Origin of the sequence: Klebsiella sp. KTE92 (assembly GCF_000398905.1) — a bacterium.
Lineage (GTDB): Bacteria > Pseudomonadota > Gammaproteobacteria > Enterobacterales > Enterobacteriaceae > Klebsiella > Klebsiella variicola.
The window spans coordinates 4,188,498-4,214,547 of record NZ_KB976100.1 but is presented as its reverse complement, the minus strand read 5'-3'; the positions used below and the strand labels follow the sequence as shown (position 1 = coordinate 4,214,547).

24 protein-coding genes are annotated in these 26,050 nt (G+C 60.5%); 9 read left to right on the top strand and 15 right to left on the bottom strand.

Translation table 11 applies throughout. The annotated features are described in order from the left end of the window. Positions 1-19: 19 nt before the first annotated feature. The 9 genes from A1WC_RS05800 to A1WC_RS05840 form a co-directional block, all read right to left on the bottom strand. A complete protein-coding gene (locus A1WC_RS05800) occupies positions 20-874 on the bottom strand; it encodes a metal ABC transporter permease (protein ID WP_012540752.1) in 855 nt (284 codons plus the stop codon). Further along, a complete protein-coding gene (sitC, locus tag A1WC_RS05805) occupies positions 868-1,716 on the bottom strand; it encodes an iron/manganese ABC transporter permease subunit SitC (RefSeq protein WP_016161708.1) in 849 nt (282 codons plus the stop codon). Before sitC ends, A1WC_RS05800 begins: the two co-directional genes overlap by 7 nt. Then, positions 1,713-2,534, bottom strand: a complete 822-nt coding sequence (locus A1WC_RS05810) for a manganese/iron ABC transporter ATP-binding protein (RefSeq protein WP_012540754.1) — start codon at positions 2,532-2,534, stop codon at positions 1,713-1,715. Before A1WC_RS05810 ends, sitC begins: the two co-directional genes overlap by 4 nt. Next, positions 2,531-3,448 carry a metal ABC transporter substrate-binding protein gene (locus tag A1WC_RS05815; protein ID WP_016161707.1) on the bottom strand — a complete coding sequence of 306 codons (918 nt, stop codon included), beginning with the start codon at positions 3,446-3,448 and terminating at the stop codon, positions 2,531-2,533. Before A1WC_RS05815 ends, A1WC_RS05810 begins: the two co-directional genes overlap by 4 nt. Before the next feature lie 181 nt (positions 3,449-3,629). After that, positions 3,630-4,592: a LacI family DNA-binding transcriptional regulator gene (locus A1WC_RS05820; protein WP_002915031.1), complete on the bottom strand. Its 963-nt coding sequence runs from the start codon at positions 4,590-4,592 to the stop codon at positions 3,630-3,632. A gap of 56 nt (positions 4,593-4,648) precedes the next feature. After that, entirely contained in the window at positions 4,649-5,563 is a 915-nt protein-coding gene (locus tag A1WC_RS05825; protein WP_012540756.1) for an ROK family protein, read from the bottom strand. Positions 5,564-5,613: 50 nt separating this feature from the next. After that, on the bottom strand, positions 5,614-5,928 hold the full coding sequence (locus A1WC_RS05830; protein ID WP_002914983.1) for a PTS lactose/cellobiose transporter subunit IIA: 315 nt from the start codon (positions 5,926-5,928) through the stop codon (positions 5,614-5,616). Positions 5,929-5,951: 23 nt separating this feature from the next. Then, positions 5,952-7,274: a PTS cellobiose transporter subunit IIC gene (locus A1WC_RS05835; protein WP_004145789.1), complete on the bottom strand. Its 1,323-nt coding sequence runs from the start codon at positions 7,272-7,274 to the stop codon at positions 5,952-5,954. A 9-nt stretch (positions 7,275-7,283) separates the two neighbouring features. After that, complete coding sequence (locus A1WC_RS05840; RefSeq protein ID WP_002914979.1) at positions 7,284-7,598, bottom strand: PTS sugar transporter subunit IIB; 315 nt, start codon at positions 7,596-7,598, stop codon at positions 7,284-7,286. A 177-nt stretch (positions 7,599-7,775) separates the two neighbouring features. Here A1WC_RS05840 and A1WC_RS05845 point away from each other — a divergent pair, with 177 nt between their 5' ends. From A1WC_RS05845 to A1WC_RS05860, 4 genes are all read left to right on the top strand, one after another. Further along, positions 7,776-9,047, top strand: coding sequence for a PTS sugar transporter subunit IIC (locus A1WC_RS05845; protein ID WP_004151052.1), 1,272 nt, complete (start codon positions 7,776-7,778; stop codon positions 9,045-9,047). Positions 9,048-9,309: 262 nt separating this feature from the next. Then, the gene (locus A1WC_RS05850; RefSeq protein WP_016161706.1) at positions 9,310-10,647 is read left to right on the top strand and encodes a maltoporin; all 1,338 of its coding nucleotides are present in this window, start codon (positions 9,310-9,312) and stop codon (positions 10,645-10,647) included. A 12-nt stretch (positions 10,648-10,659) separates the two neighbouring features. Further along, positions 10,660-12,852 (top strand): CBM35 domain-containing protein, encoded by a 2,193-nt coding sequence (locus tag A1WC_RS05855; protein ID WP_016161705.1) that lies wholly within the window; start codon positions 10,660-10,662, stop codon positions 12,850-12,852. Between the two features lie 50 nt (positions 12,853-12,902). Then, positions 12,903-14,303, top strand: a complete 1,401-nt coding sequence (locus A1WC_RS05860) for a glycoside hydrolase family 1 protein (protein ID WP_016161704.1) — start codon at positions 12,903-12,905, stop codon at positions 14,301-14,303. Positions 14,304-14,356: 53 nt separating this feature from the next. On the opposite strand, the gene flhA is transcribed toward A1WC_RS05860, so the two are convergent. The 6 genes from flhA to hypA form a co-directional block, all read right to left on the bottom strand. Beyond that, positions 14,357-16,429, bottom strand: a complete 2,073-nt coding sequence (flhA, locus tag A1WC_RS05865) for a formate hydrogenlyase transcriptional activator FlhA (RefSeq protein WP_008806189.1) — start codon at positions 16,427-16,429, stop codon at positions 14,357-14,359. 184 nt (positions 16,430-16,613) lie between these two features. Further along, a complete protein-coding gene (gene hypE, locus A1WC_RS05870) occupies positions 16,614-17,624 on the bottom strand; it encodes a hydrogenase expression/formation protein HypE (protein WP_016161703.1) in 1,011 nt (336 codons plus the stop codon). Continuing rightward, positions 17,621-18,742, bottom strand: a complete 1,122-nt coding sequence (hypD, locus tag A1WC_RS05875; RefSeq protein WP_012967355.1) for a hydrogenase formation protein HypD — start codon at positions 18,740-18,742, stop codon at positions 17,621-17,623. The genes hypE and hypD overlap by 4 nt, the downstream gene beginning before the upstream one ends. Further along, positions 18,742-19,014 carry a HypC/HybG/HupF family hydrogenase formation chaperone gene (locus tag A1WC_RS05880; RefSeq protein WP_016161702.1) on the bottom strand — a complete coding sequence of 91 codons (273 nt, stop codon included), beginning with the start codon at positions 19,012-19,014 and terminating at the stop codon, positions 18,742-18,744. The genes hypD and A1WC_RS05880 overlap by 1 nt, the downstream gene beginning before the upstream one ends. Further along, the gene (gene hypB / locus A1WC_RS05885; protein WP_008806186.1) at positions 19,005-19,877 is read right to left on the bottom strand and encodes a hydrogenase nickel incorporation protein HypB; all 873 of its coding nucleotides are present in this window, start codon (positions 19,875-19,877) and stop codon (positions 19,005-19,007) included. Before hypB ends, A1WC_RS05880 begins: the two co-directional genes overlap by 10 nt. Before the next feature lie 3 nt (positions 19,878-19,880). After that, complete coding sequence (gene hypA, locus A1WC_RS05890; protein WP_012540763.1) at positions 19,881-20,225, bottom strand: hydrogenase maturation nickel metallochaperone HypA; 345 nt, start codon at positions 20,223-20,225, stop codon at positions 19,881-19,883. Positions 20,226-20,434: 209 nt separating this feature from the next. Here hypA and hycA point away from each other — a divergent pair, with 209 nt between their 5' ends. The 5 genes from hycA to hycE all read left to right on the top strand — a co-directional run bounded on the left by hycA (position 20,435) and on the right by hycE (position 26,050). Beyond that, positions 20,435-20,884 carry a formate hydrogenlyase regulator HycA gene (gene hycA, locus A1WC_RS05895; protein WP_004205645.1) on the top strand — a complete coding sequence of 150 codons (450 nt, stop codon included), beginning with the start codon at positions 20,435-20,437 and terminating at the stop codon, positions 20,882-20,884. Positions 20,885-20,966: 82 nt separating this feature from the next. Next, positions 20,967-21,575: a 4Fe-4S dicluster domain-containing protein gene (locus A1WC_RS05900; RefSeq protein ID WP_016161701.1), complete on the top strand. Its 609-nt coding sequence runs from the start codon at positions 20,967-20,969 to the stop codon at positions 21,573-21,575. Beyond that, positions 21,572-23,398, top strand: coding sequence for a formate hydrogenlyase subunit 3 (gene hycC, locus A1WC_RS05905; RefSeq protein WP_016161700.1), 1,827 nt, complete (start codon positions 21,572-21,574; stop codon positions 23,396-23,398). Before A1WC_RS05900 ends, hycC begins: the two co-directional genes overlap by 4 nt. A gap of 2 nt (positions 23,399-23,400) precedes the next feature. Next, positions 23,401-24,324, top strand: a complete 924-nt coding sequence (locus A1WC_RS05910) for a respiratory chain complex I subunit 1 family protein (protein ID WP_008806182.1) — start codon at positions 23,401-23,403, stop codon at positions 24,322-24,324. A 16-nt stretch (positions 24,325-24,340) separates the two neighbouring features. Next, entirely contained in the window at positions 24,341-26,050 is a 1,710-nt protein-coding gene (hycE, locus tag A1WC_RS05915; protein ID WP_004151044.1) for a formate hydrogenlyase subunit HycE, read from the top strand.

Sequence of the window (26,050 nt, the reverse complement as noted above, 5' to 3'; positions counted from 1 at the left end):
AGTCGGCCCCGGTAAGGCATTAGCCGCCACCGGGGATGGTTGCTGAAGCCCTCTGTTTCTGACTATCCCGAATTGTGCTTGCCACAAAGGCGACCACAAACAGCGCGGAAAACAGCACCACGATAGTCGGCGCCGGCGCGCTGTCGAGATAAAACGCCAGCCACACCCCTCCCGCCGAGCAGCCGATGGCCACCGCTACCGCCAGCAGCAGGGCGTGGATAAAGCGCCGCACCAGCAGGAGCGCGATCGCCCCGGGGGCAATCAGCAGCGAAATCGACAGGATAATCCCCACCGACTGCAGCGTCGCGACGATGGTCAGGGCGATCATGCACAGCAGACCGTAGTGCAATAGTCCGCCGCGCAGGCCGCTGGCTTTGGCCTGCGTCGGGTCAAAGGCGTGCAGCAAAAAATCGCGCCATTTGAGACCGATAATCAGCGCAATCACCAGCGCGATAGCCGCCGTTTGTCCAATATCGCGAAGGGATATCCCCAGCATGTCGCCGAACAGGATATGGTCGAGATGAACATCGGACTGGATCGCTACATACAGCACCAGCCCGGCGCCAAACATGCCGGAGAAGACAATCCCCATGATGGTATCGCGCTTGAGTCGGCTGTTATCGTCGAGAAAACCGGTCGTCACGGCGCACAGCAGCCCGGCGATAAACGCGCCGATGGCGAAGGGGATGCCGATAATGTAGGCCAGCACCACGCCCGGAAAGACCGCGTGGCTCATGGCGTCGCCCATCAGCGCCCAGCCTTTGAGCACCAGAAACACCGACAGTAGCGCGCAGGGCACGGCCACGATGATCGATACCGCTATCGCATTGACCATAAAAGGAAACTGGAACGGGGCCAGGAACAGGTTCAGCATGCGGCCTCCCTGGCGCGGCGGCGGCTGGCCAGCAGGCCGTGCTTCGGCGCGAAGATAAAGGTGATGAGGAACAACAGCGTTTGCGCGACCACGATAATGCCGCCGGTGGCGCCGTCGAGATAGTAGCTGAGCCAGGCACCGAAGAAACTGGTCAGACTGCCGATAGCCACGGCGATGGCCAGCAGGCGCGGAAAGCGGTCGGTTAACAGCCACGCGGTGGCCCCGGGAGTCACCACCAGGCAGATGACCAGAAAGGCGCCGACGGTCTGCAGCGCCGCCACGGTGCAGGCGGCCAGCAGGGTAAAGAACAGCAGCTTCAGGCCGCGGGTGTTCAGGCCAATCGAGCGGGCATGGTTTTCATCAAAGAAGGTCACCATCAGATCTTTCCACTTCAGCAGCAGGATCGCCATCGAGATAAAGCCGATCGCCGCCAGCTGGATAATATCCTCCGGGGCGATGGCCAGAATATTGCCGAGAATAATGGTCTGGATATTCACCGACGTCGGATTCAGCGACACCATAAACAGCCCGATCCCGAAGAAGGAGGAGAAGATCAGGCCGATAATGGCATCCTCTTTCAGCCGCGAGCGTTGCTGCAAAAACATCATGCTGCCCGCCGCCAGGCCGCCGGAGAGAAACGCGCCGAGCGAGAAAGGCAGGCCGAGCATATAGGCCCCGGCGACGCCGGGCACAATCGAGTGGGAGAGGGCGTCGCCAATCAGCGACCAGCCCTTCAGCATCAGGTAGCAGGAGAGAAACGCACAGACGCCGCCTACCAGCGCCGACACCCACATCGCATTGATCATATAGTGATAGCCAAACGGCTCCAGCAGCCAGCTCATCGTGGGCCTCCTGCCGCGCGCCGGCTGATAAACGGCCGCTCGTCATCGGTGATAACCTGCGCTTCCCCGCCGGTGAGCGCGACGTGGCGTAGCACGCCGCTGAAAGCCCGCTCCAGATTCTCGGCGGTGAAGGTGGTTTCTGTCGGGCCGCTGGCCAACACGGTGCCTTTCACCATCACCGTGTAATCACAAAATTCGCTCACTGACCCGAGGTTGTGGGTGGAGACCAGCATGGTACAGCCCTCATCGCGGAGCTCGCGCAGCAGGCTGATGATCCGCGCTTCGGTCTGCACATCGACGCCGGTAAAAGGCTCATCCAGCAGGATCACCTGACCCTGCTGAGCGATAGCGCGGGCAAGGAAAACGCGCTTTTTCTGCCCGCCGGAGAGCTCGCCAATTTGCCGATGGCGGTACTCGCTCATGCCCACGCGGGCCAGCGCGGCATCGACAATGTCGCGATCGCGCGGCTTTGCCCGCCGCAGCCAGCCCATATGGCCGTAGCGGCCCATCATCACCACATCCTCCACCAGCACCGGGAAGGACCAGTCCACCTCTTCCGACTGCGGGACATAGGCGACCAGGTTCTGGCGCAGCGCGCGGTTGACCGGCTGGCCGAGTATGGCGATCTCGCCGTGGCCGACGCGCACAAAGCCCATCAGCGCTTTAAACAGTGTGGATTTACCCGAGCCGTTAACGCCCACCAGTGCGGCAATGGAGCCGCGCGGTACGCTGAACGAGGCGTCGCGCAGGGCAGTGTGGCCGTTGCGCCAGGTGACTGTGAGCTGGTCGACATACAGTCCCGCTTGCGCTGCATTCATGGCTGCTTCCTCATCCCGTCCTGGATACCGTTGACGATGGTTTCGGTGGTGACGCGCAGCAGGTCGAGCCAGGTCGGCACCGGGCCGTCGGCGACGCTCAGCGAATCGACATACAACACGCCGCCGTAGTGGGCCCCGGCTTCGCGCGCCACCTGACGCGCCGGTTTATCGGAGATGGTGCTTTCGCTGAAGATGGTCGGGATGCGTTCTTTCTTCATGGTGTCGATAACCTTGCGCACCTGTTGCGGGGTGCCCTGCTGGTCGGCATTGATCGGCCACAGATACAGTTCGCGCAGACCATAGTCGCGGGCCAGATAGGAGAAGGCCCCCTCGCTGGTGACCAGCCAGCGCTTATCCGCCGGCAGTTGCGCCAGTCTGGCCTGCAGCGGCGCCATCGTCTGGCGGATCTTCTCCTTATAGGCCTCGGCGTTACGGCGATAGGTGTCGGCGTGAGGCGGATCATACTTCACCAGCGCATCGCGAATGTTATCGACATAGATCAGGGCGTTATCTGCAGACATCCAGGCATGGGGATTGGGCTTCCCACTATAGGGGCCCGCGCTGATGCCCATCGGCTGGATCCCCTCGCTGACTACCACCTCCGGAACGCCCTGTAAGTGCTGATAAAAACGGGCAAACCACCGTTCGAGATTAAGCCCATTGCTGAGGATCAGCTGCGCCCCCTGCGCGCGTTTGATATCGCCCGGCGTGGGCTGGTAATCGTGGATCTCCGCGCCCGGTTTAGTGATGGAGCTGACGACGGCAGCGTCGCCGGCCACGTTCTGCGCCATATCGGCGATAACCGTGAAGGTAGTGATAACCCTGAATTTCTCCTGCGCGGTGGCCGGCGTCGCGGCCAGCAGAGCCAGCGCGCTGGCCAGCAGCAATGATTTCAGCGGTGTCAGGTGTAGCATAGGATCCCTCGCAATGGTGTGGTTAATTTCCCAGCGTTTATAGCCATTGCTATGTTATATAGCACAAGCTATTTACAAATGAAAATAATTCTTATTTGCATGCGTGGGTAATAATGAGCCGGGAAACGAAAGCGACAAGAAAGGGGGAGATAAGGCTGGCCCGGCGCGAACCGGGCGAAGATCAAGAGATATCGGCGACCGACTGGCGCGGGATCAGGCGGCCAGCCAGCGAGCGGCCCTCGGCGGTGAAGGTTGGCCGGTCGTCAATCAGGCTGCGAATACGCTGAATACAGTTATCCAGCAGCGCCTCCAGTGGCCAGGAGATGCAGGTCAGCGGCGGGTAGAGCAGCGAGGCGAGCGGGGAATCCTCAAGGCTCAACAGGGAGACCTCCTGCGGGACGGCGATGGTGAATTCGCGTAACAGACGCATCGCCTCAGCCGCGTAGCGGTCGCGTTTAACGATAATGACTGAGTATTTACTGAAGCTGTTAATTAAGGTCAGCAGCGCCTGCTCGACGTCATCGTTGGCCGTCAGCACCAGCTGGCGGTTAAAAGGAATGGAGTAGTTTTGCAGGACGTTGCGGTAGCCTTCCAGCATCTGACGGCTGGCATCGTCGCTATCGCTGTCCACCAGCAGGGCGATGTTGCGGTGTCCCTTGCCAATCACATAGCGGCAGGCGCTTTCGGTGGCGAAGGCGAAGTCGTAGCCCTGGCTGTTGCTCCCGGCGACGCCGAAGCGGTCAAAGGCGATAACGTTGCGCGGCGCGTCGGCGGCAACGGCGCCCAGCACCACCACCGCCACGCACTGGCGCTGCAGATCGTCGATCACCGCCGCCTGCTCTACCGGATCGCTGACATACTGGACCAGCAGGCTTTTATTCAACCCTTTCAGCGCCTGAGAGAGCAGCGGCAGCAGACGCGCGCCGTGGCTTTCGTCCTGCGCGGAAATCACCAGACCAACGTGGCTGGATGTCTGACTGGCGAGGTTTTGCGCGGCAAAGCTCGGGCGATAGTTGAGTTCTTCAACGGCCCGCAGCACAGCTTCCCGGCTCTCTTCGCGCACGCCCCGGGTGCCGGTCAGCACGCGGGAAACCGTCGCTCTTGAGACATTCGCTAATCTTGAAACATCATCAATCGTTGGCATGGCTTTTTCTGTCTGAACATTTTCGCCTAGCTTAACATACCTGCTGAAAAAAGTGTCTACCGCTGCCCGTCCGCGGCGCCGGGCAGACGGGGCAGCCAGGCCGCGCCGCGCACGCCGCTGGCGTCGCCGAAGCGGGCCGGTTTGATCTGCGTGCGGCAGGTGTCGGAGAAGATCCACGGCACGATGGCGGCAGGCAGATCGCGATAGATCTGGCTGACGTTGGACAGACCGCCGCCCAGCACAATCACCTGCGGGTCGAGAATATTGATCACCGACGCCAGGCTACGGGCAAAGGCATCGATAAAGTGTCGCCAGTGGGCCAGCGCGCGCGGATCGCCGTTTTGCGCCGCGGCGACAATGGCTTCCGCACGGGCTTGTTCCCCATAGCGGCGGGCGAAGCCGGTGCCGGAGAGAAAGCTTTCGATGCAGTTCGTTTTGCCGCAGTAGCAGGGCTGCGGCGGACCATCGCGCTCAGGAGTATAGCCCGGCAGCGGATTATGCCCCCACTCCCCGGCGATAGCGTTGGGGCCGCTGAGCAGTTGTTGATGAACGGCGATCCCGCCGCCGCAGCCGGTACCGATAATCACCCCGAAGACGGTGGAGGCCCCGGCGCCGGCGCCATCCACCGCCTCCGAAAGGGTGAAGCAGTCGGCATCGTTTGCCATCCACACCGGCTGGCCAAGCTGCTGCATGATATCCCGGCGCAGATCGTGACCGTTGAGCACCAGGCAGTTGCAGTTTTTAATGCGCCCGCTTTGCGGATCGATAGCCCCGGGCAGGCCGATCCCCAGGGTGAATGGCTGCGGGCTGACCGCGCGAATATCGGCAATCAGGGTCAGCAGCTGACGCATAAAGGCGTCATAGCTCTCTTTGTGGGTCGGCCGGCGCAGGCGCTGGACGCATTCGCCTGCCGGGTCCAGCAGTACGGCTTCCATTTTGGTGCCGCCAATATCTATTCCAAGATGTAACATAGTGACCTCGGGGAATCAGACCCGGCCAGCGCGCCTGGCCGGGGAACGCGCTAGGCGTGAAGCGGTTGCGCGCGGTAAATCGCAATCAGTTCGGCAATCAGCTCTTTCGCCAGAATGGAGGTCATCAGGTGATCCTGAGCATGGACCATTACCAGCGTCATTTTGGTTTTTCCCTCGCCTTCGTCAGCTTCGATAAGCTGGGTCTGTACAAGGTGAGCTTCGCGGGAATAGTGCGCCGCTTCCTGCATTTTGGCGTCGGCGGTGGCGAAATCACCCGCTTTAGCGGCGTGCAGCGCTTCGTAGCACAGGCTACGTGACTGGCCGGCATTGATGATGATCCCCATCACCTGTTCTTCTAATTCCATGATTATCCTCTGAATCGTTAGCGTTAAGCGGTTTGCGCCGCGTTGTCAGCCTGGCCGACGGCGTTTTCACGCTCCTGGGCCAGCAGCTGTTTTTCGTAAGCTTTGAGAAATGGCAGGTACATCACCATGGCGGTGGCCATACAAATGAGGCACAGGATCACCGGGCTAAAGCTCCAGTTCGCCGCCCACGAGGCGCCGATGGGCGCCGGCGTTGTCCACGGCGTCATCGATACTACGCGGCTGACGAGATCCAGCTTCAGCGCAAAGTACGCCAGGGTCGCGTTGACCATCGGCACCAGCACGAACGGCAGGAAAAACAGCGGATTCATGATGATCGGCGCGCCGAAGAGGATCGGTTCGTTAATATTGAATACCCCCGGCACGACCCCCATCCGGCCAATCGTCCGCAGATGCACGGCCTTGCTGCGCAGCAGCATCAGCGCCAGCGGCAGGGTGGAGCCGACGCCGCCGATCAGCAGATAGTGATCCCAGAAGCCCTGGACATAGATGTGCGGAATAGCGGTGCCTGCCGCCATGGCCGCCTGATTGACCGACAGGTTGGCCATCCAGAAGGGATTCATGATCCCGGTGACGATCAGCGCGCCGTGGATCCCGGCGAACCACAGCACCTGACAGACCAGCACTGACAACAGAATGGCCGGCAGTGTATCGGAAGCCGCGACCAGCGGTTTGACCAGCGACATGATCGCTTCCGGAATGATCATCCCCAGCTGAGCCTCGATAAACAGGTTCAGCGGATGCAGCGTCAGAATGATCGCCAGCACCGGGATCAGGATCTCGAACGAGCGCGCCACCCCGGCAGGCACTTCCGGCGGCAGGCGAATGGTGATGTTATGCCGCTTGAGGAAGGCGTACAGCTCGGTGGAATAGATGGCCACCAGAATGGCGGTGAAGATCCCCTGGCCGGAGAAGTAGGCCGTAGAGATCTGGCCATCTTTCAGCGGCGCGGCCACCAGCAGAAACGACATCAGCGACAGCATCCCGGCGGTCAGCGAGTCCAGGTGATGGTGCTTGGCGAGGCTGGCGGCGATCCCGACGGCAATGAACAGGGTCATCACCCCCATGCTGAAGTTGAACGGCAGCATCAGCGCATCGCGATGATCGAGCGAAAATTGCAGCCAGGCGCGGGCAAAGCCCCACGTCGTATCCGGAGAAAACGGCGGAAAGATAAATACCAGCAAAAACGAGCCGACGATCATAAAGGGCAGGGCGGTGATAAAACCGTCGCGGATCGAGGTGACGTATTTTTGCTGGCCGATCGCGCCGGCCAGCGGCGTGATCTGCCGTTCGATCACATCGATCAATTTAGCGTACAGAGAGCTCATGATCTTTCCTTAGTTCTTGTTTTCGATGAGGGAAAGGGCGAAATCAAGGACCGCGGCGCCTTTTTGCATGCCGTAGTCCATCATATTGATGGGTTCGACGCGGATACCGTATTTATCCGCCTGTTTTTGCAGATCCTGCTGCATGTATTTCACCTGCGGCCCCAGCAGCACCACCTGATAATGGCCAACCTGTTCGGCGAACTCCGCTACGCCATAGGCATTGATCTCTACCGGCAGGCCCCGCTGTTCGGCTTCGGCAATCATTTTTTTCATCAGCAGGCTGGTGGACATGCCTGCCGAACAACACAACATTATTTTTTTCATAAGTACCGCTCCTGATGAGGTTGGATGAGCGGACTATAGTCAAAATGGATGCATTACGGAAAGCGCTTTCCGTTTGTGGATTTATTAATTGTGACCATGATCACCTATGGCAGGCTTTCACTTTCCGGTGTTGTGGGCGATCATCCCGGCGAGACAACCATTCGCAAAGGTAGGAGTATGAACATTCAGTTAATGAATGTGGCCGTGGACATCATCGAGCAGCGGCTGGCGCCGCTGGCGAATGTTCTGACGCGCAACAACCACATTACGGCGATGCGCGATAGCTTTGCGCTGGCGATGCCCTTTGTGATTGTTGGCAGCCTGTTGGTGCCCATTTTGTTTCCGCCCGTTTCCATCGACGGCGCCTCGCGTTTCGGCCAGGTCTATTTGCTACTGCGGCCTATCCTGCTGCCGACCTTTCAGCTAACCATTGGCCTGGTGGCGCTGATTGTCGCCTTCGGCGCCAGCGCCAGTCTCGCCAAGCAGTACCGTCTGCCGGAACGGCTCTGCGGTTTAACCGGGTGTCTGGCTTTTCTGCTGTTTATCGGCTTTCGCGAGACTGCGGTGAGCAATGTTTATCTCGGCGGTATGGGGATATTTACCGCCCTGATATCCAGCACCTATTCCATTGAGATAATTCGCTTTTTCTACAAAAAAGGCTGGTGTATTCGCTTGCCTGATGAAGTGCCGCTGATGACCCGCAATGGCTTTCAACTGCTGATCCCGCTGCTGGTGGTGATGCTGTCGATAAGCGTGATGAATGCCATACTGCTGCAGACCACCGGACGCATCGTACCGGAGTTGATCAGCGAAGCGGTGCGGCCGCTGGTGCTGGCGTCCGACACGCTGATGGCGGTACTGATCTCTTTATTTATCTGTAACTTACTCTGGTTTATCGGTATCCACGGCGCGCTGATCATCACCGGGATCATGAACCCCTTCTGGATGACCTATCTGTTTGAAAATCAGCAGGCGCTGGCGGCGGGTTCGCCAACGCTACCGCATATTTATCTGCAGGGGTTCTGGGATTTTTACCTGCTGATCGGCGGTATTGGCTCCACTTTGCCGCTGGTGCTGATGGCGATGCGCAGCCGCTCGCGGCAGCTGAAAAGCGTGGCAAAAATTGGCCTGCTGCCGTCGCTGTTTAATATCAACGAGCCAATACTGTTTGGTTTTCCGGTGATCATGAACCCGGTTTTTTTACTGCCGTTTCTCTTTGTTCCGCTGATAAATGCCTGTATCGCATGGTATTTAACTCAGCTGGGTATCCTCGACCGCGCGGTGGCGATGCTGCCATGGTCTATGCCTTCCCCGCTGGGGGCAGCATGGTCGGCGAACGGTAGCTGGAAAAATTTGTGCATGAGCCTGTTCGCGATGTTTAACGCCTGGATGCTCTATCGCCCCTTCTTCAAAGTGTACGAACGCCAGCTCGCGGAAACCGAACGCTGACCCCCTCGCCGTCGGCGGCTTATCCCCCGGCGGCACTCATTCACCTGCTCCTCCTTCCGCTCTGCTGCCGGCTCCCGGCGGCATTCTTGTTATTTTATGTGATCAGTCTCACGAATATATTCGTCGCGGAGCGAATTTTGTGAACCAGATAGGCAATTATGGAAAGCGCTTTCCATTAACGGATGTACATTTCCATTTTTGATCCGTAAATTTCCCCTCCGTTATCGGTTCGTGTTAACAAACATAACGTGGGAAAAAAATAATGATAAAGCTGAAACATTCAATACCTCTGGCTCTCCTCTCGCTGGCAGGGGCCAGCAGCCTGGCCTGCGCCGATCCGAAGTATGATTTTGCGCTGCATGGCTATATCCGCTCCGGGATCCTGGCGAACTCCGATGGCAACCGCGCGGACTCCGTCGGCCTGATGCCGGACGGTAAGTGGCGACTGGGCAACGAAGAAGACACCAAGATCGAACTGATCCCCACCGTGACGCTGACGGCGGACAGCGGCGTGGTGGCGAAAGTGCAGGCCAACCTCACTCATCAGTCGAAATGCACCTCCGACTGGAACTGTCAGGATGACGATGGCCATGACGTACAGTTTCGCGAAGGGTTCGCCGAGCTGAGCAATCTGGATTTTGCGCCGGAGATGACCTTCTGGGCCGGTAAGCGCTACAGCAGCTCCAACACCTCCAGCCATCAGTTCGACTGGGAGTACATTCAGTACAACGGCACCGGCGGCGGCTTCGACAACATGGATCTCGGCTTCGCCCGCTTCGACGCCGGGGTGTACGCCTTTTCACCCACCGATGAAACCAAAGCCTACCCGGTGGATAAGGGAGATCAGGGCTACCCGGATGACTATTCCCTCAACCTGTGGCTGAAAAAGATCGCGGGGACAGGCTTCGATCTGGAGCTGATCGGCCACCATATGAACCGTAACGAAAACCACCCGACTTCCGCCGAGAAGGGCTATGGCGTGACCGGTATTTATAACTTTGACGGTTTCTATGGTCTGACCGGAGGCTACTCCCGCCTTGCATTGCAGTACGGGAAAGGGCTGGCGGCGGGTGACTCACTGGGTAAAAACGGCTGGGGCTGGGCCAATCTGGAAAACACTCAGTCCTGGCGAGTGGTGCTGGATAGCGTGGCCTCGATGGGCGACCTGGAGATCTCGACCTTCGCTTTCTGGCAGAGAGATAAAAACTACCGCTGGTGGACGGAAGATGACCATGGCTGGGGACGCTCGATGTGGGTCGCCGGTATCCGCCCTTATCATCAGATCACCCGCAACTTTGCCATGCAGTACGAGCTGGGCTACGAATACCTGGATGACAAAAACTACAAAGGGGTAAACGGCAAAGGCAAAGGCGGCCTGACCAAAGTCACCGTTGCGCCAACCCTGACCTTTGACTCCGGTTTCTGGGCACGCCCGCAGCTGCGCTTCTTCGTCACCTACGCGAAGTGGGATAAAGGTGTCTCCGATGCGCTGGACGGCAACTACAACTGGGATACCAATACCATCACCGCCGGCGGGTATTCCCGCAGTGGCTCTACCGACACCGTTAACTTCGGCGTACAGGCCGAGGTCTGGTTCTAAGGAGAGACAACGATGAAGCCGATGAAAAACCTGCTGCTGATGGGGCTGCTGTCCGCGCTGGGGGCCGGCGGGGCGCTGGCCGCCGAGCGCTCGCACTTTACGCACTTTATCACTCGCGACGGCGCCACCCTCAAGGACGGCGACAAGGTGTTTCGTTTCGCCGGGATCCACGCGCCGGAGCTGCACCGCATTGAAGACGACGCCCGCGGCCCCTGCAGAGCAGACCCGCGCGGCTGGGGACAATACTTTAAATGGCCAACGGCGCAGGAGCAGCAAAACTGGATCCAGGCGATGGTGCAAACCGGGGCGAAAGCCCAGCGCGTCTACGTGCTGTCGGTGCAGCAGGAATTTGATAAAGCCTGCGGGCGCGAGACCCATATTCTGGCGCCGGAAACGGCGGACGGCATGCCGCGGCTGAATGAGAAAGCCATGCGGGTGTATGACAACATGATTGCCGAAGCGGATAAACAGGGATTGCGACTGATCCTGCCGTTTATTGACCACTGGTGGTGGTGGGGCGGGCGTGAGCAGCTGGCGGCGTTCTACCACGAAAAAGCGGAAGACTTTTATCGGACCGATAGCAAGACCTTCAAAGCCTATCTGGATGTGATCCGCCAGGTTATCACCCGGACAAATACTGTCACCGGCCGCGCCTATTATGATGAAAAGGCGATCATGGCCTGGGAAACCGGTAACGAGCTGGAGGATACCAACGCCGATTTCCTGCATCAGACCGCGGCGTGGATTAAAAAATGGGCCCCTCATCAGCTGGTGGTGGATGGCACCTATAAGAAAATCAATTCCTTTGCGCTGACCGACCCCAATGTAGATATCGTCAGCAATCACTATTACACCAATGCCGATAATAACCATCCCGGGCAGGTGACGCAGGATCTGCGCGCCGTCGGCGGGCAAAAAGTCTATCTCGTCGGCGAGTTTGGCCTGCTGCCGGCGGATCAACTGAACGCCATTATGCAGTCGATCGTTCACAGCGACGTCAACGGGGCGCAAGCCGCCGGCGGGCTTATCTGGGGCTTCCGCGGCCATCGTCACGACGGCGGCTTCTACTGGCATAAGGAGTCGACCGGGCACTACAGTTACCACCTGCCGGGGTTTGCCAAAGAAGGCGAAGCGAACCAGGAGCAGGCGGTGGTCGATCTGGTGCGCACGGCCGCGGCGCAGATGGCCGGGCAGCAGACGATGGCGCCGCTGCCGAAGCCGGACGCGCCTTTGCTGCGCGAGACCACCTCGCCCTTCGCGATCAACTGGATGGGAGCCGCGGTGGGACGCAGCTACGATGTCGAACGCGCCGCCTCGCCGACCGGGCCGTGGACGGTGGTGGGCCGGGATATCTCCGATGGCGTTAACGAATGGAATCCGGAAACCATGGTTCTGTTCCGCGACGATTATCGTCAGCTTCAGCTCGGGCATACGTATTACTACCGGGTGACGGCGAAAAACGAGAGCGGTCATTCGGCTCCTTCCAATGTGATTAGCGTGCAGCATAGCGAGGAGAATCAGCCGCCGGTTGTCACGCTGGAACCGGCCCTAACCACCACGCAGGACCAGGGCGTCGAGCTTACGGCCAGCTGGCAGGACGATGGCCTGCCGTCGCGAGAGGTTAAGGTGGGCTGGCAGCACGCCGGTGAGGGACAGGTGCATTTTTGCCATGCCGATCGGGCTCAAACCCGGGCCTGGTTTACGGCGCCAGGTACCTATGCGCTGACGTTCACGGCGGACGATGGGCTGCTGAAAAGCAGCAAAACCGTGACCGTGAAGGTGGGCGAAGCGACGGGGAAAGCGCCAGCGGATTTCTGTCGTTATCACGGCGAAGTTTATGGCGTGGCTGAGGGTCGGCTGACGGTGATGAAGAGTGATAAAGACGCGCTGACAGTTGGCGAGGACGGCTTCCTCGGCCCATTCGCCAACGAGGGGGATAAGGTCAGCTGGCAGGTGCAGGCGCCGTGGAGCGGTCAGTTCCTGCTCAATGTAACCTTCAACGGCAAATGGGGCGGTAAGCAGAACTCATTTGTCGTCAACGGGGGCGCTCCGCAGGCCGTGGCCTTCCCGCAGACGGATGAGCAGGGCCAGCAGTTGCGGATACCGGTGACGCTTAACGCGGGGACTAATCAGATTGACTTCGGCCGCTTCGCCGGCGACTGGGGCTATATGTTCATTAAAACGATCGAAGTGGTCGCAGAGTAGTACGTTCAGGCTGCGCCAGACGGGCGCAGCCTTTTTTCGAAGGAGAGGTTATGCAGCAATATCAGTTTCCGCAAGGGTTTCTATGGGGGGCGGCGGCGTCCGGCCCGCAAACGGAAGGGGTCACCAATAAGCGCCATCGTTCCATCTGGGATAGCTGGTTTGCCGAACAACCGGAGCGATTTTATCAGCAGGTAGGGCCGCAAACCGTATGTGATACTTATCATCAGTATCCGCAGGACGTGGCGCTAATGAAACAGACCGGCTTCAACTCGTTTCGCACCTCAATTCAGTGGTCACGACTGATCGCTGATTTGGAAACCGGCGCGCCGGACCCGGACGCGGTGCGTTTTTATCACGCCTATCTCGATGAGATGATCGCCAACGGCATTGAGCCGATGATCAATCTCTACCACTTTGATATGCCGGAAGCGCTGCAGAAACAGTACGGCGGCTTTGAATCGGCGCACGTGGCCGAGCTGTTTGCCCGCTTTGCCCGCACCGCCTTTAGCCTGTTTGGCCATAAGGTTAAATACTGGATAACCTTCAACGAACCGATTGTGCCGGTTGAGGGGGGCTACCTGTACGACTTCCACTATCCGTGTAAGAAAGATGGCCGGCTGGCGGCGCAGGTGGCGTTTAACATTATGCTGGCGCACGCCAAAGCGGTAACGGCTTATCGTGAACTGGCGCTGGCGGGCGAGATCGGCGTGGTGCTCAACCTGACCCCGAGCTATACCCTCACCGACAGCGACGCGGATAAAAAAGCCGCCGGGTATGCCGACCTGTTTTTTAACCGCAGCTTCCTTGACCCGCTGGTAAAACATGAATTCCCCAAAGCGCTGTGCGAGATCCTCGCCGCCCACGACTGCCTGCCGACGACCAGCAAAGACGACGTGGCGTTGATCCTCAGCGCGGATATCGATTTTCTTGGGGTGAACTATTACGTGCCGCGGCGGGTAAAAGCGCGTGAGGGCGAATATGATCTCGATTATTTCACCCCGGAATACTATTTCGAAAACGCGGTGAACCCGCAGGGCCGCTTTAATCCCTATCGTGATAACAACGAGATCCTGCCGCAGGCGATCTATGACATTGCCGCCAATATTCGCGATAACTACGGCAACATTAAGTGGTATCTCGCGGAAATCGGCATCGCGATGGATCGACAATCAGAGGGAGAGCCCGGGGCGGACGGGGTGATAGACGATAATTTCCGCATCCAGCTGATGGAGGAGCATCTGGTGCAGCTGCACCGCGCCATTGCCGACGGCGCGAACTGCTTTGGCGTACACCAGTGGACGTTTATCGACAACTGGTCGTGGATCAATGCCTTCAAACGACGCTACGGCTTCTGGCGACTGGATCTCGAGACCGGCGAGCGACAGATAAAACGCAATGCGCTGTGGTTTGCCGAACTGGCGACCAGCAACGGTTTTACCAGCGATAAATAGCGCGCTGCGCCAGCGCTCCCTCTCACCGGCGCGGAAAGGGGGAGCGCACGAGGTTACACCAGTTCGTCTTTATTAATACCCAGCCGCTTCATGCGCGACAGGAGCGTGGTGCGCTTGAGCCCCAGCCGCTGGGCGGCGCCTTTCGGCCCGGCCACCACGCCGTTGCTCTCCTTCAGCACCCGGACGATCAGCTGATATTCATCCTCACCTTCCTCAGGCAGGACCGCCGGCGTTCGAGGAACTTCCACGATCTCCCGCTCCGGCAGGGAGAGCTGCAGTACGTTGCCGCGGGTGAGTAACACCGCCCGTTCGATAACGTTTTCCAGCTCGCGCACGTTGCCCGGCCACTCCATTCGCGTCAGGGTGCGCAGGGTTTCCGCCGGAATGCTGTCGATGTTGCGCCCCATGCGGCGGGCGATTTTAAAGGTAAAGGCCTTCACCAGCAGCGGGATATCGTCGGGACGTTCGCGCAGCGGCGGCAGGTGGATGGGGAACACGTTGAGCCGATAGTAGAGATCGCTGCGGAATTCCCTGTCGATAACCATCTGCTTGAGATCGCGGTTGGTGGCGGCGATCAGCCGGACGTCGGTCTGGATCAGCTTGTTGCTCCCCAGACGTTCGAACTCCTGCTCCTGGAGGACGCGCAGCAGTTTAGGTTGCAACTCCAGCGGCATATCGCCCACTTCATCAAGGAACAGGGAGCTTTTGTCCGCCAGCTCGAAGCGGCCGATACGCTGGGCGCTGGCCCCAGTGAACGCGCCGCGTTCGTGGCCGAACAGATCGCTCTCCAGCAGCCCGGCGGGCATCGCGGCGCAGTTCATCTTCACCATCCGTCGACCGTTACGCCCGCTGAGGTTGTGGATGGCGCGGGCGATAAGCTCTTTACCGGTGCCGGTTTCGCCGAGGATCAGCACGGTGCTGTCGCTGTGCGCCACCATCTCGACCTGTTTGAGCACATTGTTCATCGCCTCGCTGCGGCCGATGATCTCGCCGAATTCGCTCTCGACATTATTGAGCTGCTCGGTGAGGGCGAGGTTCTCATCCACCAGCCGCTCTTTCAGGCGCTGAATTTCGCGGTAGGCGAGGGCGTTATCGATAGCGATCGATACCCGCTCGGCGATCTGCCGCAGCAGCTTGAGATTGGTGGTGGTGAAGACCTGTTCGTCGCACTGCGCCAGCTTCAGCACCCCGAGCAGGGTATTGCCGGACATCAGCGGCAGCAGGCACAGGGTCTGGATCTTATTGCCCCACATCTCGAAGAGCATTTTCTCATACGGCGCGAGGGTGTCATGCTCGTGCAGGTTGAGCAGCAGCATCTCTTTGCTTTTGAACACGCGCTCGGTGAGGGTACCTGCTTCATCCACCTCGCTCTGGTCGTGGACGGGATGGCTGGCGTCAAGATAATGCGTGGAATAGATGTTGAGCTTCCCTTTGCGGTCGCTGCGCAGCACCACGCTGATGGCGTCGATCCGGAAGTAGCGATGGATCTCTTTCGCCACCTCGCTGACCAGCTCGTCGATATCCAGGCGTGAGAGCACCGCGTTGGTGATCGCCACCAGGATGCGAAAGTTGTCGCGCTCGTGGCACAGCAGATCGTAATCGACGTTATTGCTGACCCGGTTCTGAATTTGCTCGGTGACGACGGCGACGATCTGCGTGAAGGTATGCAGCCGCTGGAACTCTTTCTCGCTCCACGGCCGGTTGTCACGGCGCAGAAATTCACAGCCGCCGAAGATCCGCCCATCAGCCGCCAGCGGCAGCAGCGAGTAGTACCCGAACGGGCGATAAAGCCCGCTGCGGATAAGCTGCGGCCAGGTGTCGGCAAAGGTCTCGTGGTCGCAATGCAGGGCATCCGGCCGGGAGAGTAAGCGGCGCACCGGACCGTGGGCGAGCACGGTTTCGTCCTCGTAGCTCACCGGGTGACCGGCTTCATCGCAGGCGTACCTGGCCGCGCGGTGGTTACCCGCGTTCCACAGGATGATGGCCGCCTCGTCGGCGAGCGCAGACTGTTGCACCAGGCGGGTGAGAGTTTCGCTCAGCGCGGCCAGATCGGGCTGCTGTAATAAAAGCCGGGTGATATCGAACAGCCCTTGCTGGCCGAGATCGCTCATCGGTGTATACGACATTGCTTACGTCCAAAACGCGCCGACAACGTGGCGCATAAGAAAATGATGGTACAAATAATAGTATGTTAATAAAGCGGTTATTGCCGCTTTAACCCCGGCTCGCGCTGCGCTTAGCCGGGCTACGTGCGCGCAGTTTTGTAGCCCGAATAAGGCGCCAGCCGCTATCCGGGACCCGACGCCGTCGTTAACAAATTCTCGGCAGCGGCTCGGCGTGGGGAAGATCGAGCGTCCGCTTCACGCCGTACAGCCCAACGGAACGCACGCCCGGGCGGTCGACCACTTCGCCGATTATCGCCGCATCGCGTCCCAGTGGGTGAGACCGCAAATGCGCTAGCACGTTTTCCGCGGCCTCGCGGGCGACGGCGAGCACCAGTTTGCCTTCATTGGCGAAGTTCAGGGCGTCCAGCCCAAGCAGTTCGCAGACGCCGCGCACCGTATCGTTGACCGGCAGCGTTGCCTCCTGCAGTTCGATGCCGCAGCCGCTGGCGGCGGCGAACTCATGGGCGACGGCATTGACCCCGCCGCGGGTGGCGTCGCGCAGAGCTTTCACTCCACTCAGTGGCCGCAGGGTCTGGATAAGCGGCGTCAGCAACGCGCAATCGCTGGACAGCGCGCCGTCCAGCCCCATCTGCTCGCGCAGGTTAAGGATGGTGGCGCCATGATCCCCCAGCGTGCCGCTGACCAGCAGCACATCACCGGCGCTAATCTGCTGCGTCCCCCAGCGAACGTCCGCCGGGATGGCGCCGATGCCGGCGGTGTTAATAAACAGCTTATCCGCCGCGCCGCGCGGCACCACTTTAGTGTCGCCGGTGACGATGGCGATCCCTGCCGCCCGGGCGGTGTCGGCCATGCTGGCGACCACCGCTTCCAGGGTGGCCATCTCCAGCCCCTCTTCGAGAATAAAGCCGCAGGAAAGATAGCGGGGGATGGCGCCGCTGACCGCCACATCGTTGGCGGTACCGCAGACGGCCAGCTTGCCGATATTGCCGCCGGGAAAGAACAGCGGGTCAATCACGTAGCTGTCGGTGGAGAAGGCGAGGCGGTCCCCCTGGGCGGCGAGCGCCGCCAGATCGAGGCGCGCCTGATCCTCCTGCTCCGCCAGCCAGGGGTTGGCGAAGGCCTGCATAAACAGGTCGCCGATCAGCTGCTGCATTGCCTGACCGCCGCTACCGTGAGCTAACTGGACGCTTTTCATGCTTCATTTTCCTGACTGCGATATTGATACCAGGCGGCGCAGGCCCCTTCTGAGGAGACCATCAGCGCGCCAAAGGCGCTTTGCGGATTGCAGGTGCGGGCGAAGAGCGGGCACTGGTGCGGTTTACAGCGGCCGGTCAGCACCTCGCCGCAGCGGGCCCGCGGGTCGTCGCACACGCGCTGCGGCGCCGGGCGGAAATGCGCCTCGGCATCGAAGCGCTGATAGGCTGGCGTAAGCTGCACGCCGGAGTCGCTAATGACCCCCAGGCCGCGCCATTCGCTGTCGCCATCCAGGCGAAAGACGTCGGCCATCGCCGCCTGCGCCAGTGGGTTGCCGGCATCCGGCACCACGCGACGGTACTGATTTTCCACATCGCTGCGCTGCGCTATTGTCTGCTCAACCAGCATCACCGCGCCTTGCAGTAGATCAAGCGGTTCGAAACCAGCGACCACTAAAGGACGATGATAGTCGCTGGCGATAAAGCCGTAGGCTTCGGTGCCGATCACCATACTGACGTGGCCCGGGGCGAGAAAGGCGTCGATACTGTTGTCCGGCTGATCCAGCAGGCTGCGCAGGGTCGGCAGCAGGGTGATGTGCTGGCAGAAAAAGTAGAAGTTATCGACGTTGCGCTCCCGCGCCTGACGCAGGGTGAGGGCGGTGGCGGGCATGGTGGTTTCGAAACCGAGGCCGAAAAAGACCACCTCACGCTGCGGGTTTTGCTGCGCCAGCCGCAGGGCGTCCATCGGCGAGTAAACGATGCGGACATCGGCGCCGCGGGATTTCGCCTGCAGCAGCGAGCCGTTTTTACCTGGCACGCGCATGGCGTCGCCGAAGGTGCAGAAGATGACCCCCGGACGGCTGGCAATCTCAATGCAGGCATCGATGCGCCCCATCGGCAGGACGCACACCGGGCAGCCTGGCCCATGAATAAATTCGATATTCTCCGGCAACAGCTGGTCGAGCCCGAATTTAAAAATGGCATGAGTATGGCCGCCGCAGACCTCCATGATGCGTAGCGGTCGCGCGGCAGTGTGCGGCAGCAGACGCGCACGCTGCTGAAGATGCGCCACCAGCTGCATCACCTGTTCGGGGGCGCGGTATTCGTCAACGTAACGCATTATCGCACCTCGCCATACAGCAGCGCGCCGACGTCCGGCTCCACATCGAACATATTTTGCAGCGCCTCGAGAGTGTCGCGCGCTTCGGCTTCATTGATCACGCTCATGGCGAACCCAACGTGCACCAGCACCCACTGGCCGAGACGCGGCTGACCCTGCTCGTCAACGGCGCCCACCAGCGTCAGGTCGACGTCGCGCTGAATGCCACAGACTTCCACCTTCGCCAGCACGCCGTCGATGGCGCAAATTTGTCCCGGAATGCCTATGCACATCGCTGCGTCTCCAGCCAGGTGAGCCACTGCTCCATGCCTTCGCCGCTGGTGGCCGAGAGGAGAATAATCTCAATATGCGGATTGACCTCACGGGCGCAGGCCAGGCACTTCTCAACGTCGAAATTGAGATACGGCAGCAGGTCGACTTTGTTGAGCAGCATCAGGCTGGCGGCGGCAAACATATGTGGATATTTCAGCGGTTTGTCTTCGCCTTCGGTGACCGACAGCACCGCCACCTTATGGCGTTCGCCGAGATCAAAGCTGGCCGGGCAGACCAGGTTGCCGACGTTTTCGATAAACAGAATGCCGTGGTCAGCCAGCGGCAGGCGCGGGGCGGCGTCGGCGATCATCTGGGCATCGAGATGGCAGCCTTTCCCGGTATTGACCTGAATCGCCGGGGTGCCGGTGGCGCGAATGCGGGCGGCGTCATTGACCGTTTGCTGATCGCCTTCAATCACCGCGCAGTCGGCGCGTCCTTTCAGCCGGGTGAGGGTTTCGGTCAGCAGGGTGGTTTTACCGGAGCCGGGGCTGGAAACCAGATTCAGCACCAGCTGCTGTTTCGCCGCAAAGCGTGCGCGGTTGCGCGCCGCCAGACGGTTGTTTTTATCCAGCACGTCGATCTCCACTTCCAGCATCCGCCGCTGGCTCTGCCCCGGGGCGTGAGTCCCAGCCTCGCCATGGCCGTAATGCAGGTCGCCCTCTGGCGTGCGGGTGGGGGCGAAGTGATCGGTTTTGACACCGGTGATGGTCATCGTCTGGCGTGGGGCGGGCGCGAAGGGGGCGCTGCGGAACGCGGAATGCGGGTTTCGTTCGTCTCCTTCAATATAGAGGTTGCCTTCGCCACAGCCGCATGTTGTACACATAGTTTACTCCAGTTCTAAACGCTGAATCTGTAAGCCGTCATCCGCCACGATCTGTAGCTGGTCGTTATTGCAGAGCGGGCAGCGGCGGACGTGCTGCGAGACAAGATGGACGTACTGCTGGCAGCGTTCGCACCAGCATTCAGCCTGTTGTTCGGCGATATGCAGTTCGCACCCCTCCGCCAGCGTGCCCCGGCAGACCAGCTCAAAGCAGAAGGTCAGGGCGCTGGCTTCCACGCAGGAAAATGCGCCGACCTTGAGCCACACGCCGGTCACCCGTCGCGCGCCGGCCTGCTGCGCCTGTTGTTCAATAATTTCCAGCGCCCGCTGGCTGAGGGTGATTTCGTGCATAGTCGCCTCCGTATCGCAATGCGCCTTGTATGCAATAACGATGCCAGAATGAAATCGTCGTGGCCGGCAATGTCGATGTCGACGCCCCGGGGCTGTCATCGACATGTCGCATCGGTAGGGATGAATACAAAAACATAGTTAAATCAATTAAATAAAAAATGGCATGAAAAATGCTTAGAGGGTGCATCTCATGCAACGGAGAAACCGATATGACTATTTGGGAAATAAGTGAAAAGGCGGATTACATCGCCGACCGTCACCGGCAGCAGCAGGAGCAGTGGCACATCTACTGTAACTCGCTGGTTCAGGGGATCACCTTGTCGAAGGCCCGCCTGCATCACGCGATGAGCTGCGCGCCGGATAAAGAGCTGTGCTTCGTGCTGTTCGGCCATTTTCAGGTGTTTGTCGCGCTGGCGGAAGGCTTTAACAGCCACACCATCGAATACTACGTCGAAAACAAAGGCGGCGGTGATAAGTACCTGATTGCTCAGGCCACGCTGGCGGCAGATGGCACGGTGGACGGGCGGATCAGCAACCGCTCCCGCGACCAGGTGCTGGAGCACTATCTGGCGATTATCGCCACCGTCTATGACCGTCTGTATGACGCCATGGAGCAAGACCAACCGGTGGATTTAAGCCATCTGGCCCTGACCCACTGATCGCGAGGTGTCGACACGTGTCGAAAATGACACCTGCGCAACCTGATTTCGTCAAAAATGACTTTCACCCGAGGATGACCCGGTGAACCGTTTTGTAATTGCTGACTCCACTGTCTGTATCGGCTGCCGCACCTGCGAAGCCGCCTGCTCTGAGACGCATCGCCAGTACGGCCTGCAGGCTATGCCGCGGCTGCAGGTGATGCGTAATGAAAAAGAATCGGCACCGCAGATGTGCCACCACTGCGAAGATGCCCCCTGCGCCACCGTCTGCCCGGTTAACGCCATCCAGCGCGTCGATGGCGCCGTCCAGCTCAACGAGAGCCTGTGCGTAAGCTGCAAACTGTGCGGCATCGCCTGCCCGTTTGGCGCTATCGAATTTTCCGGCAGCCGTCCGCTGGATATTCCGGCCAATGCCAATACCCGACTGGCGCCCCCCGCGCCGCCGGCGCCGGCCCGTGTCAGCTCGCTGCTCGACTGGGTGCCCGGCGTGCGCGCCATTGCCGTGAAATGCGACCTCTGCCACTTCGATGACCAGGGCCCGGCCTGCGTGCGGACCTGCCCGACCAACGCGCTGCTGTTGGTGGATAGCCGGGATATCGCCCAGGCCAGCAAGCGTAAACGCCAGCTGACCTTTAATACCGACCTTGGCGACTTGTCGCTGTTCCAGGCGCAACAGGGGGAGAGGGAATGAGTGTAATAGGATTAGTCAATCAGGCGGTGATGTGGTACGCCGCCAGCGCCGTGCTGGCCTTTGTGTTTGCCATGCGTAAACCGCTCAGCGGCGCTATTGCCGGGATCGGCGGCGCGGTGGCCAGCGCCATGCTGGTGGTTGCCGGCGGCGCAGCGCTCTTGATGCCGGAACGGATCCACGGCGGCATGCTGCAGTTTCTGCATCTGACGATGCGGGTGGGCGGTGTCAACGCGCTGTGGCTGCTGGCCATCGGCCTGTCGGCGCTGCCGGTGTCATTGTTCAATATTAGCTGGCATCGCCATCCGCAGGTGAAGGCCAACGGCCTGCTGGTCAACCTGCTGTTGGCCGCCGCCACCTGCGCGGTGGTGGTGACCAATATCGGTTCGCTGGTGGTGATGGCGGAGATCATGGCGCTCTGCGCGGCGTTTCTCACCGGCTGCGCCGCTTCCGGTAAGCTGTGGTTTGCCCTGGGGCGTCTCGGCACGTTGCTGATGGCCTGGACCTGCTGGCTGGTGTGGTCGACCTACGGCACCCTCGAGCTGGCGCAGATCAACCTCCAGGCAGTGGATATGATGCAGAACCCGCTGCTGTGGCTGCCGGGACTGGTGGGGTTCGCCCTGCTGGCCGGGGCGATCCCGCTGCACGGCTGGGCGCCGCAGGCTCACGCCGGGGCCAGCGCGCCGGCCGCCGCGCTGTTTTCCACCGTGGTGATGAAGGTCGGTCTGTACGGCATGCTGACCGTCTCGCTGGCCGGCGGCGTGCCGCCGCTGTGGTGGGGCGTCATGCTGCTGGCGCTGGGGATGATCACCGCCTTTATCGGCGGGCTGTATGCTCTGATGGAGCATAACATTCAGCGTCTGCTGGCCTATCACACCCTCGAGAACATCGGCATCATCCTGCTGGGGCTGGGCGCCTTTGTTACCGGCGTGGCAACCCGCAACAGCACGCTGATGGTGCTGGGTTTTATCGGCGGCATGTATCACCTGATTAACCACAGCCTGTTCAAAACCACGCTGTTCCTCGGCGCCGGGGCGGTGTGGTTCCGTACCGGCCATCGCGATATCGAGAAGCTGGGCGGCATCGGTAAAAAAATGCCGTTGATCTCCCTCGCCATGCTGGTAGGACTGATGGCAATGGCGGCCCTGCCGCCGCTGAACGGCTTCGCCGGCGAGTGGGTTATCTACCAGTCCTTCTTCAAAATGAGCACCGGCGACCTGTTTATTGGCCGTCTGCTGGGGCCGCTGCTGGCCGTCGGCCTGGCGATCACCGGCGCACTGGCGGTGATGTGTATGGCGAAAGTCTATGGCGTGACCTTCCTCGGCGCGCCGCGGACGAAAGAGGCGGAAAACGCCACCTGCGCCCCCTGGCTGATGACCCTGAGCGTAATACTGGCGGCGGTCTTCTGCCTCGTTGGCGGCATCGCCGCGCCGTGGCTGCTGCCGCTGGTGAGCGGCGCCTTCCCGGCGCAGGCTCAGGTATCGAGCGTGGTATCGCAGCCGATGATCGCGCTGCTGCTTATCGCCTGCCCGCTGCTGCCGTTCCTGCTGATGATCTTCTTTAAAGGCGATCGCCTGGCGGCGCGCTCGCGCGGCGCGGCGTGGGTCTGCGGTTACGACCACGAGCAGTCGATGGTGGTAACGGCCCACGGCTTTGCCATGCCGGTGAAAGAGGCCTTTGCGCCGTTGCTGAAGCTGCGTCACTGGCTGAACCCGGTGCGTCTGGTGCCGGGCTGGCAATCGGCCTCGGCGCCGGCGCTGCTGCGCGGGATCGCGCTGGTTGAGCTGGCGGTGCTGGTGGTGATTGTCATTTCGCGAGGAGCCTGAGAATGAGTCTGTTAATTGCATTGCTACAGGCGCTGGTGCTGTTTGCCGTCGCGCCGCTGTTGTCCGGGATCGTTCGCGTCGCCCGCGCGCGGCTGCATAACCGCCGCGGACCGGGGGTACTGCAGGAGTATCGCGATATCCTGAAACTGCTGGGCCGTCAGAGCGTCGGTCCTGACGCCTCTGGCTGGGTGTTCCGCCTGACGCCGTACGTCATGGTCGGCGTGATGCTGACCATCGCCACCGCGCTGCCGGTGGTGACGGTGGACTCTCCGCTGCCGGTGCTCGGGGATCTCATCACCCTGATCTACCTGTTCGCCATCGCCCGTTTCTTCTTTGCTATTTCCGGTCTGGACACCGGCAGCCCGTTTACCGCGCTGGGCAGCAGTCGCGAAGCGATGCTCGGCGTGCTGGTGGAGCCGATCCTGCTGCTGGGCCTGTGGGTGGCGGCGCAGGTCGCCGGCTCGACCCATATCAGCACCATCACCGATACCCTTTACCACTGGCCGGCGGCGCACAGCATTCCACTGATTCTGGCGCTGTGCGCCTGCGCCTTCGCCACCTTTATCGAGATGGGCAAACTGCCGTTCGATCTGGCGGAAGCGGAGCAGGAGCTGCAGGAGGGCCCCCTGTCGGAATACAGCGGCAGCGGCTTTGGCATCCTGAAGTGGGGCATCAGCCTCAAACAGCTGGTGGTGCTGCAGATGTTTGTCGGGGTCTTTTTCCCGTGGGGCCAGATGACCAGCTTCAGCGTCGGCGGCCTGCTGTTGGCGCTGGTGGTCGCTGTCGTCAAGCTGGTAGTCGGGGTGCTGATTATCGCGTTGTTTGAAAACAGCATGGCGCGTCTGCGTTTTTGTGCCACCTCCCGCGTCACCTGGGCCGGGTTTGGTTTCGCCTTTTTAGCTTTCGTCTCCTTGCTGGTGGCGTGATTAAGAGAGTTTGAGCATGTCTGAAGAAAAAATCGGTCAACACTATCTTGCGGCGCTGCACCAGGCCTTTCCGGGCGTGGTGCTGGACGAAGCCTGGCAGACCAAAGACCAGTTAACCATCACCGTGAAGGTCAACTACCTGCCGGAAGTGGTGGAGTTTCTCTACTACCAGCAGGGTGGCTGGCTGTCGGTGCTGTTCGGCAACGATGAACGTAAGCTCAACGGCCACTACGCGGTCTATTACGTGCTGTCGATGGAGCAGGGCACCAAATGCTGGATCACCGTGCGCGTGGAAGTGGACGCCAACAAACCGGAATACCCGTCGGTGACGCCGCGCGTCCCGGCGGCGGTGTGGGGCGAGCGCGAAGTGCGCGATATGTACGGCCTGGTGCCGGTCGGCCTGCCGGACGAACGTCGTCTGGTGCTACCGGACGACTGGCCGGACGAACTCTATCCGCTGCGCAAAGACAGCATGGACTATCGCCAGCGTCCGGCGCCGACCACCGACGCCGAAACCTACGAGTTCATTAACGAGCTCGGCAGCAAGAAAAACAACGTGGTGCCGATCGGCCCGCTGCACGTCACCTCTGATGAACCTGGCCACTTCCGCCTGTTCGTTGACGGCGAGAACATTATCGATGCCGACTACCGCCTGTTCTACGTCCATCGCGGGATGGAAAAGCTGGCGGAAACCCGCATGGGCTATAACGAAGTGACCTTCCTGTCGGACCGGGTGTGCGGCATCTGCGGCTTCGCCCACAGTACCGCTTACACCACCTCGGTGGAGAACGCGATGGGCATCGTGGTGCCGGAGCGGGCGCAGATGATCCGCGCCATTCTGCTGGAGGTGGAACGCCTGCACTCGCACCTGCTGAACCTCGGTCTGGCCTGCCACTTTACCGGCTTTGACTCCGGCTTTATGCAGTTCTTCCGCGTGCGCGAAACCTCAATGAAGATGGCGGAAATTCTCACCGGCGCGCGTAAAACCTACGGCCTGAACCTGATCGGCGGGATCCGCCGCGACCTGCTGAAAGAGGACATGATCCAGACCCGTCAGCTGGCGCAGCAGATGCGCCGCGACGTGCAGGAGCTGGTGGATATGCTGCTCAGCACGCCGAATATGGAACAGCGTACCGTCGGTATTGGCCGTCTGGATCCGGAAATCGCCCGCGACTTTAGTAACGTCGGCCCGATGGTGCGCGCCAGCGGCCACGCCCGCGACACCCGCGCCGACCACCCGTTTGTCGGCTACGGCCTGCTGCCGATGGAAGTCCACAGCGAGCAGGGTTGCGACGTGATATCTCGCCTCAAGGTGCGGATCAACGAGGTTTATACCGCGCTGAATATGATTGATTTCGGTCTCGATAACCTGCCGGGCGGCCCGCTGATGGTGGAAGGGTTCACCTATATTCCGCACCGCTTCGCACTGGGCTTCTCCGAGGCGCCGCGCGGCGACGATATCCACTGGAGCATGACCGGCGACAACCAGAAACTGTACCGCTGGCGCTGCCGGGCGGCGACCTACGCCAACTGGCCGACCCTGCGCTATATGCTACGCGGCAACACCGTTTCCGATGCGCCGCTGATCATCGGCAGCCTCGACCCGTGCTACTCCTGTACCGACCGCATGACCGTTGTCGACGTACGCAAGAAGAAGAGCAAAGTGGTGCCGTACAAAGAGCTGGAGCGCTACAGCATCGAGCGTAAAAACTCGCCGCTGAAATAA